16 protein-coding genes are annotated in these 16,725 nt (G+C 70.1%); 2 read left to right on the top strand and 14 right to left on the bottom strand.

The annotated features are described in order from the left end of the window. Nucleotides 1-2: 2 nt before the first annotated feature. From D0D37_RS19705 to D0D37_RS19640, 14 genes are all read right to left on the bottom strand, one after another. A complete protein-coding gene (locus D0D37_RS19705) occupies nucleotides 3-1,205 on the bottom strand; it encodes an ABC transporter permease (RefSeq protein ID WP_116202029.1) in 1,203 nt (400 codons plus the stop codon). Next, nucleotides 1,202-1,900, bottom strand: a complete 699-nt coding sequence (locus D0D37_RS19700; protein WP_116202028.1) for an ABC transporter ATP-binding protein — start codon at nucleotides 1,898-1,900, stop codon at nucleotides 1,202-1,204. Before D0D37_RS19700 ends, D0D37_RS19705 begins: the two co-directional genes overlap by 4 nt. Then, complete coding sequence (locus tag D0D37_RS19695) at nucleotides 1,897-3,150, bottom strand: efflux RND transporter periplasmic adaptor subunit (protein WP_116202027.1); 1,254 nt, start codon at nucleotides 3,148-3,150, stop codon at nucleotides 1,897-1,899. The genes D0D37_RS19700 and D0D37_RS19695 overlap by 4 nt, the downstream gene beginning before the upstream one ends. Nucleotides 3,151-3,214: 64 nt before the next feature. After that, complete coding sequence (locus D0D37_RS19690; protein ID WP_162834335.1) at nucleotides 3,215-3,553, bottom strand: hypothetical protein; 339 nt, start codon at nucleotides 3,551-3,553, stop codon at nucleotides 3,215-3,217. 49 nt (nucleotides 3,554-3,602) lie between these two features. Further along, the gene (locus D0D37_RS19685; RefSeq protein ID WP_116202025.1) at nucleotides 3,603-4,079 is read right to left on the bottom strand and encodes a hypothetical protein; all 477 of its coding nucleotides are present in this window, start codon (nucleotides 4,077-4,079) and stop codon (nucleotides 3,603-3,605) included. Next, nucleotides 4,079-4,651: a hypothetical protein gene (locus D0D37_RS19680; protein ID WP_116202024.1), complete on the bottom strand. Its 573-nt coding sequence runs from the start codon at nucleotides 4,649-4,651 to the stop codon at nucleotides 4,079-4,081. Before D0D37_RS19680 ends, D0D37_RS19685 begins: the two co-directional genes overlap by 1 nt. 20 nt (nucleotides 4,652-4,671) lie before the next feature. Next, complete coding sequence (gene hemB / locus D0D37_RS19675; protein WP_116202023.1) at nucleotides 4,672-5,643, bottom strand: porphobilinogen synthase; 972 nt, start codon at nucleotides 5,641-5,643, stop codon at nucleotides 4,672-4,674. A 118-nt stretch (nucleotides 5,644-5,761) separates the two neighbouring features. After that, entirely contained in the window at nucleotides 5,762-7,294 is a 1,533-nt protein-coding gene (locus tag D0D37_RS19670) for a bifunctional uroporphyrinogen-III C-methyltransferase/uroporphyrinogen-III synthase (RefSeq protein ID WP_116202022.1), read from the bottom strand. Between the two features lie 82 nt (nucleotides 7,295-7,376). Beyond that, nucleotides 7,377-8,324 (bottom strand): hydroxymethylbilane synthase, encoded by a 948-nt coding sequence (gene hemC / locus D0D37_RS19665; protein WP_162834334.1) that lies wholly within the window; start codon nucleotides 8,322-8,324, stop codon nucleotides 7,377-7,379. Then, nucleotides 8,325-9,638 (bottom strand): glutamyl-tRNA reductase, encoded by a 1,314-nt coding sequence (locus tag D0D37_RS19660; RefSeq protein WP_116202021.1) that lies wholly within the window; start codon nucleotides 9,636-9,638, stop codon nucleotides 8,325-8,327. It abuts the gene before it with no gap. Next, nucleotides 9,639-10,460 carry a redox-sensing transcriptional repressor Rex gene (locus tag D0D37_RS19655; RefSeq protein WP_116202063.1) on the bottom strand — a complete coding sequence of 274 codons (822 nt, stop codon included), beginning with the start codon at nucleotides 10,458-10,460 and terminating at the stop codon, nucleotides 9,639-9,641. 812 nt (nucleotides 10,461-11,272) lie between these two features. Beyond that, nucleotides 11,273-12,829 (bottom strand): molybdopterin-dependent oxidoreductase, encoded by a 1,557-nt coding sequence (locus D0D37_RS19650; protein ID WP_116202020.1) that lies wholly within the window; start codon nucleotides 12,827-12,829, stop codon nucleotides 11,273-11,275. A gap of 58 nt (nucleotides 12,830-12,887) precedes the next feature. Continuing rightward, complete coding sequence (locus D0D37_RS19645; RefSeq protein ID WP_116202019.1) at nucleotides 12,888-13,124, bottom strand: glutaredoxin family protein; 237 nt, start codon at nucleotides 13,122-13,124, stop codon at nucleotides 12,888-12,890. A gap of 61 nt (nucleotides 13,125-13,185) precedes the next feature. Continuing rightward, entirely contained in the window at nucleotides 13,186-14,691 is a 1,506-nt protein-coding gene (locus D0D37_RS19640) for an AMP-binding protein (protein ID WP_116202018.1), read from the bottom strand. Between the two features lie 281 nt (nucleotides 14,692-14,972). On the opposite strand from D0D37_RS19640, the gene D0D37_RS19635 reads away from it, so the two are divergent. Both D0D37_RS19635 and D0D37_RS19630 read left to right on the top strand, forming a co-directional pair. After that, nucleotides 14,973-15,683, top strand: a complete 711-nt coding sequence (locus D0D37_RS19635; RefSeq protein ID WP_116202017.1) for a sigma-70 family RNA polymerase sigma factor — start codon at nucleotides 14,973-14,975, stop codon at nucleotides 15,681-15,683. A 98-nt stretch (nucleotides 15,684-15,781) separates the two neighbouring features. Continuing rightward, the coding region (locus tag D0D37_RS19630; RefSeq protein WP_116202016.1) for a DUF5667 domain-containing protein at nucleotides 15,782-16,725 on the top strand (944 nt) is incomplete at its 3' end.

The following is a 16,725-nucleotide window of genomic DNA, read 5'->3' as shown; positions in this document are numbered from 1 at the left end:
TCCTACTCGTGCCGGAGGGCGTCGATCGGCCGCAGCCGCGAAGCCCGGTTCGCCGGGAAACTGCCGAAGAAAAGCCCGATCAGGGCGGACACCGCGAACGCGAGCGCGATCGACGACGGCACCACGACCGGCTGGATGCCCGCGATGCTGAACCGGCTGCCGACCACGCCGATCAGCACACCGAGCAGCCCGCCGAACAAGCTCAGCATGGTCGCCTCGGCGAGGAACTGGCCGAGGATCGCCGAGCGCGGCGCGCCGATCGCCTTGCGGATGCCGATCTCGCGGATCCGCTCGGTGACCGTGACGAGCATGATGTTCGTGACGCCGATCCCGCCGACCAGCAGCGAGATCGCCGCGACCGCGCCGAGCAGCACGGTGAACGTCTGGATCGCCGACGTGCGGGTCTGCAGCAGCTGCGCGGAGTTCTGGATCTGGAAGTCCGGATTGGCCGAGGCCTGGATGCCGTGCCGGGCGTCGAGAATCGCGGTGACCTCGGACTGGGCGAACCCGATCGAGTCGGCGGTGGTCGCCTGTACAGCGATCTGGTTCAGCCCGCCGTAGCCGGCGAGCGAGTTCTGCACCGCGCTGATCGGGGCGATCGCGACGTCGTCGGCGTTCTGCAGCCCGGTGCTGCCCTTCGTCTGCAGCACGCCGATCACGGTGAACTGGATGCTGTTCACCAGCACGTTCTTCCCGACCGGCTCAGCGGTGCCGAAGATCGACTGCGCCGTCGTCGGCCCGAGCACCACGACCTTGCGCGCCTGCGTCACGTCCTCGGCGCTGAACAGCTGGCCGTCGGCGAGCTGGCGGTTCGTGGTGGTGAAGTAGCTCGGTTCGGTGCCGACGACGCTCGACACGTCGTAGGAGGTCTGCCCGTACGTCGCGGTCGCGGTGGTGTTCACCACCGGTGCCGCTGCCTTGACGTCCGGCGCGCCGACCGGGTCGACCAGCGCGTGCGCGTCCTGCACGGTGAGCGGCCGGACCTGGCTGGTCTGCCCGCCGCCGCGGAGCGGCGACACGTTGACCACGTCGGTGCCGAGGCCCTGAATGCTCGCGGTGATCGCCGCCGAAGCGCCGTTTCCCACTGCTACCAACAAGATCACCGACGCGACGCCGATGGTGATGCCGAGCGTGGTGAGCACCGAACGCAGTTTGTTCGAGGCGAGCCCGCGCACCGCGAACCGCATGATCTCGACGAAATTCACGCGACCACCCCGGCGCGGACCTCGTCCGACACGATCCGCCCGTCGCTGACCCGCACGACGCGGTGCGCGTGGTGTGCGACCTCGTCCTCGTGCGTGATGACGACGACCGTGCGACCGAGTGCGTTGAGCCGGTCGAAGACGCCGAGGATGTCGACAGTGCTTGCGTGGTCGAGGTTTCCGGTCGGTTCGTCGGCGAGCAGCAACGCCGGTCCGCCCACGAGTGCCCGTGCCACCGCGACGCGCTGCTGCTGTCCGCCGGACAGTTCGTTCGGCAGATGCTTCGCTCGGTCGGTCAGCCCGACCATCTCCAGCGCGGCGAATGCGCGACGACGCCGTTCTCCCCGCTTAAGTCCGCTGTAGACCATCGGCAATTCCACATTGGACAACGCGCTGGTGCGCGGCACGAGATTGAAGGATTGGAAGATGAAGCCGATCTTTCGGTTGCGCAGCAACGAAAGCTGACGTTCGTTGAGATCGGCGACCGAGAACCCGTCCAGCAGATACCGGCCCGAGGTAGGCGTGTCGAGGCAGCCGAGCATGTTCAGCAGCGTCGACTTGCCGGACCCGGACGCGCCCATGATCGCGACGTACTCGCCCGGCCACACCTGCAGATCGACCCCGCGCAACGCGTGCACCGCGGTTTCCCCGCTGCCGTAAGTCTTGCGCAGTCCGGAGACCGCGATCACCGGCTTCATCCCCGGCCCCCGGCGCCGCCTTGGCGTCCGCCGCCGAATCCGCCCTGCTGACCGCCGCCGAACCCGCCAAGACCGCCGGTGCCGCCACTGCGCTGCTGACCGTTGGAGCCGCTCGACGTCGTCGGCGACGCGGCGGTGAGCACCACACTGTCGCCCTCGTTGAGCCCGGACTTGATCTCCACAGTGGACTCTCCGCGCACGCCGACCTCGACCTGCCGCGATACCGACTGCCCGTTCTGCTCCACGGTGACCACGTTCGTCGTGCCGCTGGTCCGCACCGCCGCGGCCGGAACGCTCAGCACGCTGTCGGCTTCCGCGACGGTGATCACGACGCTCGCCGACTGTCCTGGCCGCAGCCCCGACGGCGGATTCGTCAACGCCAGTTTCGTCCCGTAACTGACGACATTGCTGCTCGTGGTCGGCGTGAGATCGATGCTGGAAACGGTCGCCTGCAACGGCTGATCCGGCGTCGCGTTCAAAGCGACGGTGGCTTTCTGACCAGTTTTCACCTTGCTCACGTCAATTTCCGCCACCGAAGTATTGACGACAAGATTGCCCATGTCAGTGATGTCGATAAAGCCAGTGCTGCTACTACTGCTGGACGACGACTGCTGCCCAGACTGTCCGCCGGAACCGGAACCGGAACTAGACGAAGCCGCGCCCGCGGAACTGCTGCTGGAATTGGCTCCGCTGCCCGTTTGCTGCCCGACTGTCCCGTTGATCGCGGTGACCGTCCCAGCACCCGGCGCGGTCAACGTCGTTGCGGAGACCGCCGTTTCCGCGTTGTCGACGTCCAGTTGCGCTTGATCCACTTTGGCCTGCAGCGACGTGGTGCTGCTCTGCGCCTGTGCCGCGGTCTGGTTCGCCGGCGGGTTGTCCTCCGCCGTGGTGAGGTTGTCCTCGGCGACCGCGAGGTTGGCCTTGGCGACCTGAAGTTGTTTGCTGGCCTGGGAAGAGTCGATCGTGGCGAGCTTCTGCCCGGCGCTCACGACGTCGCCGACCTTCACGTCGATGCTCGTGACCTTGCCGGACGTCGTGAAGTTCGCGGCGCCGGTGTAGGTGCTCGCGATCGTGCCCGCCGCCGACACGGTCTGGGACACGTTCGCGCGGCGGACCGGAGTCGTGCGGGTTTGGGCTTGTGCCGTCGAACTCGCCGGCGAAAAGGCCTGATAAATCCCGAAAGCCGCGCCGCCTAGCAGCACGACAAGGACTCCGTTGATCACCCAGGTTCGTGTGCGCAGCCGCGTCATGGCCGCAACACTGCTGGGACTGCTTAGCAGTTAGCTGTTGGTTTCCTGTGGGACAGCTGTGTAATCAGTCCTTCTTCTTTTTATGCCGCGCCCGCACCGCCAGCAACAATTGCCGGACCGCGTCCACGATCAATACCGCCGACAGCGTGCCCAAACCGAGCCCCCCGGCGATATGTCCGCCGAAGTACCGTTGCGAGGCCAATCGAGTGCCGTCGCCCGCGGTGGTGACGACCGTGACGACCCCGGCGTGCCACAGCGCGAACGCCGCCCACAGCACCAATCCGGCCACCACGACCTCGCCGAGCGCGACGAACGCGCGCCACGGCTGGTTGAGTTTCGTCCGCGGCTGCGTTTCCTCCGGCGGCCAAAGCCCGGCTCCGGTCGGCTGGGGTAGGTCGATCACGGGGTCCAGCCTTTCAGGTTCGCCGTCGTTCCGCGTCCCTCGTGGGGGTTCAGTTCCGGGAGTCATCGGCCCGCTCCTCGGCATCCGGGTGGTTCTTCGCGGCCAGCTCGGCGAGCGCGGTCTTCAGCGCTTCGACGTCGCGGGCCCAGGCGAGCACCACCGTGCCGTCGTCCAGCTCCACCGGCAACTCGTCGTACTTCCGCGGCACCGACCAGCCACCGCCGAGAACGCGCGTTCCGACCGGCGCCCCGACGTCGCTCACCGAACCGATCCGCTCGGCGGCCAGCGTCTCGCGCCCTTGCCGCAGCCCCTCGGTGGTGACCTCGAGGGAAAGGAACCGCCGCCGCGCGTAGACCCAGGGCAGGGTCAGCGCGACCAGCGCGGCCCCGATCAGCACCCAGCCGACGACGTGCGTCGGCCCGCCGGTGGCCAGTTCGGCGAGCGCGCCCAGCAGCGCGAACAACGGGCCCCAGACCAGCGCCGACCAGCCGACGCCCGGCTCGGAATACAGCGTCCTTGCCGCCATTACAGGTTCTTGCCGACCTTCGGGAAGTAGTCCGCGACCTTGGGCAGGTACAGCAGGATCAGCATGGCGATCAACGCCAGCGACGCGACGATCGAGAAGATGCTGCGGATCACCCCGAGTTCGAAGACGATGCCGAGCACCGCCAGCAGCGTCACGATGCTGCGCGCCGATCGGGTGCCCTCGCGAGCCTTCCAGGCGAACAGCACGAGCAGCGCGCCGAAGCACAACGCGCCGATCAGCATGGCCCATACGAGAGTGTTGGCGTTGGCCTGAACCTGCGCGATGTCGACCTTCTGGCCGGACTTCTGCACCTGCTCGACCGCCCGGTCGACCAGTTGCTGCTTGAGCACGACGGTGAGGATCTGCCCGGCCACGACAACGACCGTTGCCAGGATGGCTAGTACGAACGCGGCGTGCACCGGCGTCGGAGGCTGGGCCTTCGGCGCCTTCTCCCCGGGCAGCAGCGGATCCGGCGCGAACCCGCGCTTGCGGCGTTCGTCGTCGGTGAGCCCGGACAGGTCGTCCGAGGTCAGGTTGCCCGGCTTCGGGGTGTTCTTGTCGTTCTCGGCCACCCGAAAGACCCTACCCGGGCTCAGTCCAGCCAGGCCGCGGCCTCGGCCGCCCAGTAGGTCAGGATGACGTCCGCGCCCGCGCGGCGGATCGAGGTGAGTACCTCGAGCACGGTGCGCTCGCGCTCGATCCAGCCGTTCGCCGCGGCCGCCTCGACCATCGCGTACTCGCCGGAGATGTTGTACGCCGCGACGGGAACCGGCGAGATGTCGGCGGCCGCCTTGATGATGTCCAAATAGGACAGTGCAGGCTTGACCATGACCATGTCCGCGCCCTCGGCGAGGTCCAGCTCGAGTTCCCGCATCGCCTCGCGCGCGTTGCCGAGGTCCTGCTGGTAAGTCTTGCGGTCGCCCTTGAGCTGCGAATCGACAGCCTCGCGGAAAGGCCCGTAGAACGCGCTGGCGTACTTGATCGAATAGGCGAGGATCGCGGTCTCGCTGTGCCCGACCTCGTCGAGCGCCCGGCGGATCACGCCGACCTGCCCGTCCATCATCCCGCTCGGCCCGAGCACGTGCGCCCCGGCTTCCGCCTGCGCGACGCCCATCTCGGCGTACAACCGCAGCGTGGCGTCGTTGTCGACCACACCGTCCGCGTCAAGAACGCCGCAGTGCCCGTGGTCGGTGAACTCGTCCAGGCAAGTGTCGGCCATCAGGACGGTGGAGTCGCCGAGTTCGCTGCGCAGATCCCGCAACGCGACGTTGAGAATGCCCTTCTCGTCCACCGCGCCGGACCCCTCCGGATCCCGCTTCTCCGGAATGCCGAAGAGCATGATCCCGCCGACCCCAGCGTTGACCGCCTCGACAGCGGCCTTGCGCAGAGTGTCGCGAGTGTGCTGAACGACGCCCGGCATGCTGGCAATCGGCCGCGGCGCGGCAAGCCCTTCGCCGACGAACATCGGCAGGATCAATTGCCGTGGCCGCAACGTGGTCTCACTGACCATCCTGCGCATAGCCGGAGTAGTACGAAGCCTGCGGGGTCGCTGCTCAGGGAACACACATCCAAGGTACTCCCGCGCCTCGTGAGTGTTCACGCCGGTTAGAACCGGCATTGCCACTCACGACCCCGGAACCGGCGAGGGCCCCCTCAAACCTCAAGGGAGCCCTCGCCAAACCTCAGCTACGCCGAGTCCGCTTAGCCTTCCGAGGCGGAGGCAACGCCCCCTCCGCCCGCAACCGAGCCGCGTGCTCGGCAAGCGCGTCCACCAGATGCGGCACGTCAGCCTTCTCCGGCTGAACATCCACCCGCAGACCGAACTCCACCGCAGTCTCGGCAGTCTTCGGCCCGATGCACGCGACCAGCGTGCGAGTGTGCGGCTTCCCGGCAATCCCCACCAGGTTCCGCACGGTCGACGACGAGGTGAAACAGACCGCGTCAAACCCGCCGGTCTTGATCATCTCGCGGGTCTCGGCTGGCGGCGGCGCGGCCCGGACGGTCCGGTAGGCCGTGACGTCGTCCACTTCCCAGCCGCGTTCAACAAGACCAGCCGACAGGATCTCGGTGGCGATGTCCGCGCGCGGCAGCAGGACGCGGTTCACCGGGTCCAGCACGTCGTCGTACGGCGGGAACTCGGCCAGCAGGCCCTCGGACGACTGCTCGCCCGTCGGGACCAGCTCCGGGATGATGCCGAAGGAACGCACCTTCGCCGCGGTCGATTCGCCGACGCAGGCGATCTTCACGCCGGAGAACGCCCGCGCGTCCAGGCCGAACTCCTCGAACTTCTCCCATACCGCGCGCACCGCGTTGGTGGAGGTGAAGACGATCCACTGGTACCGGCCGTCGACCAGGCCCTTGACCGAACGCTCCATCTGCGCCGGGCTGCGGGGCGGCTCGACCGAAATGGTCGGCACCTCGTGCGAGGTGGCGCCGTGGCCGCGAAGCCGCTCGGCCATTTCGCCGGCCTGCTCCTTGGTGCGCGGCACCAGGACCTTCCAGCCGTACAGCGCCCGCGACTCCCACCAGGACAGCTTCGAACGCTGTCCGGCGGCCTGCCCGACGGTCACGACCAGCGGGCCGACCAGCTCACCAGCGTCGTTCGCGACCGAGGCGAGGGTGGTGTCCAGCGTGCGCTGGGTGTTGATGGTGCCGTTCGCGGTGACCGCGACCGGCGTGGTGGCGGGCAGCCCCTTCTCGGTGAGCTGGCTGGCGGCCTCGGCGAGGTGCGCCGACGTCGCGTGCAGCACGATCGGGCCGGGGACCGCGGCCAGCGCGCCCCAGTCGACCTCGCCGCGGACGTCCGCCTCGGTGTAGGTGCCGCCGAGCGCGACACCCGCGTACGCCGGCACCGCGGTGCCCGGCGCGACGCCCGGGATGACGTCGAACACGGCGGACGTGCGAGCGACGGCCTGGACCTCGGCCACGACGGCCGGGCTGGTCAGCGGGTCGCCGGAGACCAGCCGCAGCGCGAGCCGGCCTGCCTTGGCCTCGGCGGTCAGGTCCTTCGCGACGTCGGACGGTTCGCCGACGGCGGGCCGGACCTCGGCGCCGGGGGCGGCGGAGGCGAGCACGCTGGCGGGCACGTCCGGGTCGGTCACCACGACCTCGGCCTTGGCCAGGAGTTCCTGGGCGCGGACTGTGAGCAGCCCGGCGTCCCCGGGGCCCGAGCCCACGAAGGCGACGCGCCCGGCGGTCTTGCGAGCAGGGGTCATCGTTGGTGTTCTTCTCCTCTTGGGCGGCCGGTGCTCCGGCCGCGGATGTCGGGCAGGTCGTGCGGGTCGGTGACGGCTGGCGTCACAGGGCGGGGCCGAGCAGCGCCCCGGCTCCCAGGTCAAGCAGTTCGGCGGCCAGCTCCCGGCCGAGCTTCTCCGCGTCGCCGATCCCGGCGATCGCGGAAGCCCGAACCATGTCGACGCCGCCGTTCTCGCCTTCGACGGCAGCGGTGCCGCGCAGCGAGATGCGTTCCACCACCGCGCCCTCGTCGTCGAGGTCCTCGACGATCTCGGCGAGCGCGCCCACCGGCGCGCTGCACCCGGCTTCGAGCGCGGCGAGCAGAGCCCGTTCGGCCGTCACCGCGACCCGCGTGCTCTCGTCGTCCACCGCGGACGCGAGCAGGTGCTCGATGTCCACGTCGGCGGCCCGGCACTCCAGCGCCAGCGCCCCCTGCGCGGGGGCGGGCAGCATCTGGATCGGGTCGAGGGTTTCGGTGATCTCGTCCACCCGGCCGACCCTGGCCAGTCCGGCACGCGCGAGCACCACGGCATCCAGCTCGCCGTCGGCCACCTTGCGCATGCGGGTATCGATATTGCCTCGGATCGGCACGATTTCCAAACCGAGACCCAGCGCGCGCAGCTGGGCCATCCGCCGCGCCGCGCCGGTGCCGACCTTCGCGCCCGGCGGAAGCTCGCCGAGGGTGAGGCCGTCGCGGGCGATCAGCGCGTCGCGCGGGTCCTCGCGCGGCGGCACCGCGGCCAGCACGAGGCCGGCCTCGGGTGCGGTGGGCAGGTCCTTGTACGAGTGCACGGCGACGTCGATCTCGTTGCGCAGCAACGCTTCCCGCAGCGCCGAGGTGAACACGCCGACCCCGATCTGCGAGATCGGGGCGCCGGAGAGGTCGCCGGGCGTGGTGACGGTGACGATCTCCACCTCCGCCCCGGTGGCGCGGATGGTGTCGGCGACGATGCCGGTCTGCGCGAGGGCGAGCTTGCTGCCCCGCGTGCCGATGCGAATGACTCTGGTCACTTACCGCTTCTTCTCGGTTTCCGGCGCTGTCGGGCTCGCCACGGCCGCAGGAGCCTGCGGGTCGAGGCAGAACAGTTCCCGCAACGCGTTGGCGTAGTCGGTGTCGGCCGTCTCGGCGGCCAGCTGCTTGACCCGCACCGTCGGCGCGTGCAGCAGCTTGTCGACCACGCGGCGAACCGTGCGGCCGACCTCCTCGCGAACCTGGCTGTCGAGTTCCGGCAGCCGGTTGTCCAGGCGGAGCAGCTCCGCGTCCACCACCTCGGCCGCGCGCCTGCGCAGCGCGGTGACCGTGGGCGTGACCTCGGCACTGCGCTGTCCGGCGAGGTACTCGCGCACCTCGTCGAGCACGATGCCGTTGGCTTTGGCGGTCTGCCGGTCGGTGGTCGGGGCGCCCGCGTCGCGCATGCGGCGCTGGATCGTCTCCAGGTCGACCACGGTGACGTCGGCGAGTTCGGCGACCGCGGGGTCGACGTCCTTGGGCAGCCCGAGGTCGCAGACGACCAGCGGACGTCCGGCGCGCGCGGGCACGTGCCCGGCGAGGAACACCGCGTCCTGCGCACCGGTGCACGCCACCACGAGGTCAGCCAGCTCGACCGCGCCGGCCAGCTCGGACAGCGGCACCGACCGCGCCGGAATCCCCTCCGCGCCGACCTTTTCGGCCAGCCGGGCGGCGTTGGCTTCGGTGCGGTTGGCTACGGTGATCTCGGCGATCCCGGCCTTGCGCAGCTGCGACGCGGTGAGCGCGCCCATCGAACCGGCCCCGACGATCAGCGCGTGCTTGCCCGCGATGTCACCCGCGGCGGCCAGCGCCTCGGAGACGACGGACGCGCCGAGCTGGTCGAGCCCGGTCTCGGAGTGCACGCGCTTGCCGACGCGCAACGTGGTCTGGATCAGCTCGTGCAGCGTGCGGCCGACGGTGCCGGCGTCGCGCGCGGTGGCGTACGCGGACCGGATCTGGCCGAGGATCTGCGTCTCGCCGACCACCATCGAGTCAAGGCCCGAGGTGACGGAGAACAGGTGCTCGACGGCCGCGCCCGCGTAGTGCACGTACAGGCTGTCGTACAGCTCGGCTGGCTCCATCCCGGCCTTGCGGGAGAGCACGTCCGAGACGTCGTTGACGCCGCCGTGGAACGTCTCCACCACGGCGTAGACCTCGATGCGGTTGCACGTCGAGACGAGCATGACCTCGCTGATGTGCTCCGCCTGCTGCAGGTCGTGCAGGACCTTGGTCAGCTCGTCCGCGGAGATCGCCGCCCGCTCGAGCGTGCCGAGATCCGCACTGCGATGGGAGAGCCCGACCGCCAACACGCTCATTCAGCGCACCACCATTCCGAGACCGCCGTCCGTACCGGCGCCGTTTCGTCCGCCGCCCGTGCTGCCATTGCCCGTGCTGCCATTGTCGGCGGGCAGGCCGGTGCCGGGTAACCCGGTATTCCCCTGGTTTTCCCCCGCGGACCCCGCACTCGCCGCGCTGTCGGCGCGCCGGGCCACGTGGAACGAGAGGATCTGCAGTTCGACAGCCAGGTCGACCTTGCGGACCTCGACGTGTGCCGGCACCTGGAGCACTACCGGCGCGAAGTTGAGGATGCACTGGACGCCGCCCGCCACCAGCCTGTCGCACACCGACTGCGCGGCGGTAGGAGGTGTGGCGATGATCCCCACGGAAATCTCCCGTTCGGAGCAAACGCGAGGAATGTCGTCCATATGCGAGACCGGGAGACCCCCTACGGGGACGCCGATCAGATCGGCGTCGAGGTCGAAGAGCGCCTCGACCGGGAACCCGCGGCCGGGGAAGCCGCCGTAGTTGGCGAGCGCGTGGCCGAGGTTGCCGATCCCGACCACGGCGACGCGGTGCTGGCGGGTGAGGCCGAGGATGCGTTCGATCTGGCTGACGAGCACCTGCACCTCGTAGCCGACGCCGCGGGTGCCGTAAGAGCCCAGGTAGGAGAGGTCTTTGCGGAGTTTGGCGGAGTTCACGCCCGCCGCCGCGGAGAGTTCCTCGCTGGAGACGGTGGTCGCGCCCTGTTCGGCCAATCCGGAGAGGATCCGCAGGTAGACGGCCAGCCGGGCGACGGCGGCCTCCGGGATCTGCTTCGCGCGGACCGCGGTGTCCTCGCCGTCGGAAACGGCGGGCATCTCGGCGGTCGGGGCGTTGTCGGCGTCCGGCGCGGGGCGGGAAGTCCGGGACGCGCGGCGGGAGCGGGGTTTGGCGTCGCTCTCGGCGGGGGGTTGGGCTTGCGCGGCGGCTCGGCTGGTCGCGCGGCTGCCCTCGGCTGGCTCGGCGGTGCGGCTCGCTTCGGCTGACGCGGCGGCTCGGGTGGTCGCGCGGCTGGCGCGGCCGTTGCCAGACGCTGCCCTGCCGTTTCCGGAGGCGCGACCGTTGCCCGCGGCGTGCTCTCCGCCACCGGCGACCTGGTCGTGCCCGGCCTGCCCGTTCTCGTGACCGGCTTCCGCTGAATTCCCGTTGCGCGCCAAGCCGTTCTCGCTCACCGTGGCTCGACGGCGGCTGCCCGCGGCGTGCCGTCCACCGGTCCGGCGCGCGGTCGGCGGGGCGGCTTCGGACTCGTCGCGGGGAGGCGTGGCCGGCGGTTCGGCACCGCTGCGCCCACCCCGCTGTGTCACCACGCTGACTTCTCCTCAATCCGGCTTCGTGCCCGCGCTGTCCCCCACCTGCCTGTCCGGCAGTGGAAAACCAACCCTTGACCCCACGGCTTCCGTCCGGTTCGATGCCGGACCTCGCGGGGACGGGTTCCTACGGTAGTCCACTTGTGAACGCATGCACAAAGTCACTGGTCATCCGCATGACCAGAAGCACAACCCCACCCCTCGGAAGTCCACGCCAGCACCTGGACCTCCGCTGCGGTGCTCGGCCTTCCTCGCGTCCGTGAGGGGAACCCTGAGGGACTCTGAGTCCCTCAGGGTTCCCCTCACGGACAGCAACAGCTGGCTTAAGCAGCGGTGAATGGCACCGTGTGCCAGCCCGTCGCACCGTCTGGAACGGGGTCCGCGGGCCGGTCCGTTTGTGTGTAACCGGACTGGTCCGTCGCCCGCACCGTCACGGTGTGGCTGCCCGGCGGCACCGGCACCTCGGCCCACCACATCCGCCAGGTGTCCTTGTTGACCTCGGCCGAAAGCGTCGCCGGGACCCACGCGCCCTGGTCCACCCGCACTTCGACCTTCGCGATCCCGACGTGCTGCGCCCACGCCGTCCCCGCCACCCGGACCTTGCCCGCGCGCACCGAAGTCCCGTTGGCCGGTGCGTCGATCCGCGATTCGGTCTTGATCGGGGCCTGCTCCGCCCAGCCGCGCTGCAGCCAGTACGCCTGCCGCGCGTCCCAGGTCGTGAACTCCAGGTCGGCGACCCATTTGGTGGCCGAGACGTAGCCGTACAGCCCGGGGATCACGATCCGCGCCGGGAACCCGTGCTCGACCGGCAGCGCCTCGCCGTTCATGCCGATCGCGAGCATCGCGCCGCGCGCCGGGTCGAGCGCGACGTTGGCCGGAGTGCCGCAGGTGAATCCGTCGACGCTGGTCGCGTACATCTGCTGCGCGCCCGGGTGCACGCCCGCCGCGTCCAGCAGGTCGACCAGGTCCACCCCGATGAAGTTGGCGGTGGAGATCAGGTCGCCGCCGATGTCGTTGGATACGCAGGTGAGCGTCACGGTCCGTTCCACCAGCGGGCGGTTCCGGATGTCGGCGTAGGAGAAGCTCACCTCGCGGTCGACCATGCCGTGGATCTTCAAAGCCCAGTCCTCGGCCCGGACCTGCGGCACGACGAAAGCGGTGTCGATCCGGTAGAAGCTCCCGTTCGGCGTGATGAACGGCGGCGAGCCGAGCTTGTGGAAATCCGCGTCCGGAGGCAGTGGCGGGGCCTTCCGGGCAGCGACCAGCGGCCCGACCGCAGCCCGGGAGCCAGCCGCGCTGCCAGTGGTCGATACGACCTCGCCGACGATCGCCGCCACCCCGGCCCCGGCCGCGATTCCCGCGCCGCGCTGCAACACCTGTCGACGGCTGAGTCCTTGCCGCAGCTCGGTTTCCGGCGGCAGCGCGCGTTTGTGCAGCCAGCTGAACACCAGCAGCGAAGCGCCCAGCGCCAGTACCGGAGCCAGCAACGCGAGCTGTCCGACGTCCGTGCGCTCGAAGACCGCGAAGATTCCGAACGCGCCGACCACGATCACCAGCAGCTGGCCCGGCAACGGACGGCTGCGCGAAAGCTGTCCGGCGAGCACCGCGAACCCCAGCAGCACCACGGCCAGACCGATCTTGAGCACGGTCTTGTCGGCGGTCCCGATCGTCTGCTCCGCCCACGCCACGACGGCGTGCGGGCTGTGCGCGATCACGAAGTCCGCGACCGCGACGAACGGCGACGCGTTGTACCCGACAAATCCGGCGACCAGATGTCCCACGCCCAGCGCGACGGCCAGCGAGACCAGGCCGATGAACGTCGCGATGCCCAGGGACAAACGCGGCCGGGCGGCCAGCGGAGCTTCCTTCAACGCACTCACCCCACCATCTTCGGCGGGTCCGACCGCATCCGGCCCGTTCAAAGCGCTTACGGGTTGCTTACCGCAGTGCCGCGCGCAGCCGTTCTTCCTCGACGCGCCAGTACCCGTGTTCGACCCCGTCGATGAGGATCACCGGCACCTGGTCGCCGTATTCGGCGCGCCATTCCGGGTCGCTGTCGACGTCCGCGGTCTCCCATGGCACGCCCAGTTCGTCGCAGATCCGCGCGACGTCCGCCTCGGCCACGTCGCACAGGTGGCATCCTTCGCGGCTCATCACGGTCACTTTGTGCACCACCCCACCTTAGGCTCGTGAGTGGCAATCCCGGTTCTAACCGGCATTGCCACTCACGAGGCCGTCAGCGCAGCTTCAGCCGCCGCAGCTTTCCGGTCGCCGAATGCGGCAGCGTCTCGGCGAACTCGACCGTGTGCGGCACCTTGTACCCGGCGAGATGCGCCGTGCACTGGTCCACCACCTGCTGCTCCGACAACGCCGCGCCTTCGGCAGGCACCACGACCGCCTTCACCGCTTCGCCGCTTCGCTCGTCGACCACGCCCACGACGGCGGCCTCGACTACCTCGGGCAGCCGTGAGATCACTTCCTCGACCTCGTGCGGGAAGACGTTGAAGCCGTTGACGATGATCAAGTCATTCGCCCGGTCGACCAGATGCAAGTCGCCGTCGGAATCGAGATAGCCGACGTCGCCGGTCCGGAACCAGCCCTCGGCGTCCGGGCCGTGCGCGCCGTCCGGCCAGTACCCGGAGAACAGGTTCGCCCCGCGCACCGACACCAGCCCGGTGCTGCCGCCGGACTCGAAGACGTCGTCCGGTTCCTCCGGGTCGAGCGGCAGGTCGTCGGCGGATCCGTCGGACTCCACCAGCCGCAGCTCGATCCCGGGCAGCGGCCGTCCGACCGAGCCGGGCTTCGGATAGCCGGTGACCAGCGTGGACGTCACCACCGGCGCGCACTCGGTGAGCCCGTAGCCCTCGTACACATCAAGCCCGGTGGCCTCGCGGATCGCGGCGAGCACCTTCGGATGCAATGGCGCGGCACCGGACGTCAGCCGTTTGACCGTCGCCAGCCCGCGGCTCAGTTCCTCGGTCTCGAGCGAGGCGAATTCGTTGTACATCGCGGGCACGCCGGTGATCGCCGTGACGCGATGTTCGGCGCAGTCTTCGAGCGTCCGCCGGGCTTCGAAGCGTTCGGACAGCACCAGCGTCGCGCCGACCGCGGTCGCCATGAGCAACCCCGGACCGAGGCCGTAGACGTGGAAGAGCGGGATCGACACCAGCACGCGGTCGTCGTGCTCGGTCACACCGTCCACTTGGGACAGTTGAGCGAGGTTCGCCAGCAATGCCCGGTGCGACAGCAGCACTCCGCGCGGCGGGCCGGTCGTGCCGGAGGTGTACGAAATGACCGCGATGTCCTCGCCGGAACGACCGAGGTCGACCGGGTCGCCCGGCTCGTCGCCGCGCGGCGGCAGGCCAGCGATGCCCTCGGGCAGCTCGGCGTCGTCGCGCTGCACCACGCGTTTCGCGCCGCAGTGCTCCAGCAGCCGCTCCAGCTCGGGCGCGGGGGCCTGCGGCGACAGCGGCACGGCGATCGCACCCGCGCGCAGCACCGCGAACAGGGCGACCGCGAAGTCAGCCGACGTCGGAAGCCGCAGCACCACTGGGTCGCCGGGCGCGACACCGGCGGAGACCAGCCGGCGCGCCTGCGCGTGCGCGGCCTCGTCCAGCTGTCGCCAGGTGAGCGTGCTGCCCGTGCCCGTCTCGGTGACCGCCGTGCGCTCCGGCCAGCGGCTGGCCGCATCGGCGAGCAGGCCGGCGACGCCGTGGGCGGTGCTGATCCGGTCCACTCCCACCCCTCTCGTTCCGTTGCGGATTCGTCATCTTGTCACCCGTAATGGGGATGCCGCGCGATCGTCGCACCTCTGCCTGACCGGGACACTACCTACTTCGCGGTAACAACACGTATGCTGCACTGCGTCGCCGGGTGGCGTTGATCACTACCGGGTGACCCGAACAAGGGAGTCGTCGTGCCGAAGCTGCCGGTCCACGAGGAAGTGGGACACGCGCCGCGGCACGCCGTCACGCCCTCGGGTACGCGCCCGGCAGCACCAGGGACAGCCGGAGGTGCCGCTCGATGACCCGTCCGATCACCCTGTCCGCCACCGCACACCGCGGACCGGTCGCGATGTTCGCCGACCGCGTGTTCGGCTCGTCCGCGGCCGCCGTGCCGCTGCCCAAGGCCGACGCCGAACCGGACCCCGCCGAGGTCGCCAAGGCCGAGGCGTGGGAACTGGTGCGGGCCGCGCAGGCGGGCGACTCCTCCGCGTTCGGCCAGCTGTACGACCGGTACGTCGACGTCGTCTACCGCTACGCGCTCTTCCGCCTCGGCGACCGCGACCTGGCCGAGGACGTCACCAGCGAGACCTTCCTGCGCGCGCTGCGCCGGATCACGTCGGTGAGCTATCAGGGCCGCGACGTCGGCGCGTGGTTCGTCACCATCGCCCGCAACCTGATCCTCGACCACGTGAAGTCCAGCCGGTTCCGGCTCGAGGTCGTCACCGACGAGGTCGCCGAACCGGGCGGCGTGCGCGGCGGACCGGTCGGCCCGGTGGCGCAGGCAGGCCCCGAACAGCAGGCGATCGCGGGCGCGACCCGGGCCGAACTGCTGCGGTGCGTCGCCGAGCTTGGCGACGACCAGCGCGAATGCATCGTGCTCCGGTTCCTGCAGGGGCTGTCGGTAGCCGAGACCGCCCAGATCATGGACCGTAACGAGGGCGCGGTGAAGGCGCTGCAGCACCGCGCGGTCCGGCGGCTCGCGCAGTTGCTGCCCACCGGCCTGCGTTGATCGTTCAACGATCAGCCGTAACTTTTTCGGCTTCTTAATCGTTTCCCCACCGCAGACCGGCAGTCAGGGCCGGGCGTTGGTGGAGACGGAGCAGCACCGTGGGCGTGCCCGGGTGGTTTTCGCGTGGTCGGACCGAGAGCGAGCGGTTCGACGACGCGATCAATGCTTCCCCCGGACAGCGGCCGGACGAGTTCGCCGAGGAGCTGGCGCTCGTCGGCGCCCTGCACGAACTGGGCCAAGCGGGCGACCCCGATCCAGCCACCCGCGCCAGGATCCGCGCCGAGATCGAAGGCCGCATCGGCGAGCCGCTTCCCCGACGGCGATGGCGGCCGCGGATGGCCGACCTCGCCGCCGCGGGCATCGCGCTGGTCCTCGGCCTGGGCGGGCTGACGCTGCTGCTGTCGCGAGACGCCTTGCCCGGTGACGCGCTGTACAGCGTGAAGCGAGCGGGCGAAGTCACGTCGCTCGGCTTGACCTTCGGCGACCAGGCCAAGGCCGAGAAGCACCTGAAGTTCGCCGCGAACCGCGTCACCGAACTGGGCCGGATGAGCGACGCCACACCGTCGGCGTACCAAACCGCCTTGCACGATTTCAGCAGCGACGTCCGCGCGGGCGTGGCCGGACTCACCGAGCTGGCGACGACGAGCGGCAACCGCTCGGGGCTGACGTCGCTGGAGTCGTGGGCGCAGAGCCAGTCGCACCAGCTGGAATCGGAACAAGCCGATGTACCGGCGTCCGCCCGCGAGGATTTCGCGCAGGCCCGCGTCCTGCTCGACCGGGTGCAGCAGCGGACGACCGCGCTCGGTTCGCGGCTGAGCTGCTACCAGATCACCACCGGCACCACCGACGAACTGGGCCTGCTCCCGGCGCGCGGCGCGTGCACGCAGCAACCGCTGTCGCCCGGCGGCTCCACGCCGAGCAGCCCGCCGCCCGCTGCCGGATCGAGCGTCCCGCCGACGGACTCCCCGCTGCCGGTGCGCTCGGTGTCGTCGCCGACGCTCAGCAACCAGAGCACGCCGACTCCGACTCGGGCGTCGACCGA

This window comes from Amycolatopsis circi, from assembly GCF_003385235.1.
Taxonomy (GTDB): Bacteria; Actinomycetota; Actinomycetes; order Mycobacteriales; family Pseudonocardiaceae; genus Amycolatopsis; species Amycolatopsis circi.
Note: the sequence above shows the minus strand (reverse complement) of the source record. Positions and strands in the feature narration are given on the sequence as shown.

What these genes read in the sequence shown, in the direction of transcription:
- D0D37_RS19695 (WP_116202027.1), bottom strand. Translation starts at nt 3,150, where the DNA reads ATGACGCGGCTGCGCACACGAACCTGGGTGATCAACGGAGTCCTTGTC.
- D0D37_RS19685 (WP_116202025.1), bottom strand. Translation starts at nt 4,079, where the DNA reads ATGGCGGCAAGGACGCTGTATTCCGAGCCGGGCGTCGGCTGGTCGGCG.
- D0D37_RS19660 (WP_116202021.1), bottom strand. Translation starts at nt 9,638, where the DNA reads ATGAGCGTGTTGGCGGTCGGGCTCTCCCATCGCAGTGCGGATCTCGGC.
- D0D37_RS19635 (WP_116202017.1), top strand. Translation starts at nt 14,973, where the DNA reads ATGACCCGTCCGATCACCCTGTCCGCCACCGCACACCGCGGACCGGTC.
- D0D37_RS19655 (WP_116202063.1), bottom strand. Translation starts at nt 10,460, where the DNA reads ATGCCCGCCGTTTCCGACGGCGAGGACACCGCGGTCCGCGCGAAGCAG.
- D0D37_RS19670 (WP_116202022.1), bottom strand. Translation starts at nt 7,294, where the DNA reads ATGACCCCTGCTCGCAAGACCGCCGGGCGCGTCGCCTTCGTGGGCTCG.
- D0D37_RS19700 (WP_116202028.1), bottom strand. Translation starts at nt 1,900, where the DNA reads ATGAAGCCGGTGATCGCGGTCTCCGGACTGCGCAAGACTTACGGCAGC.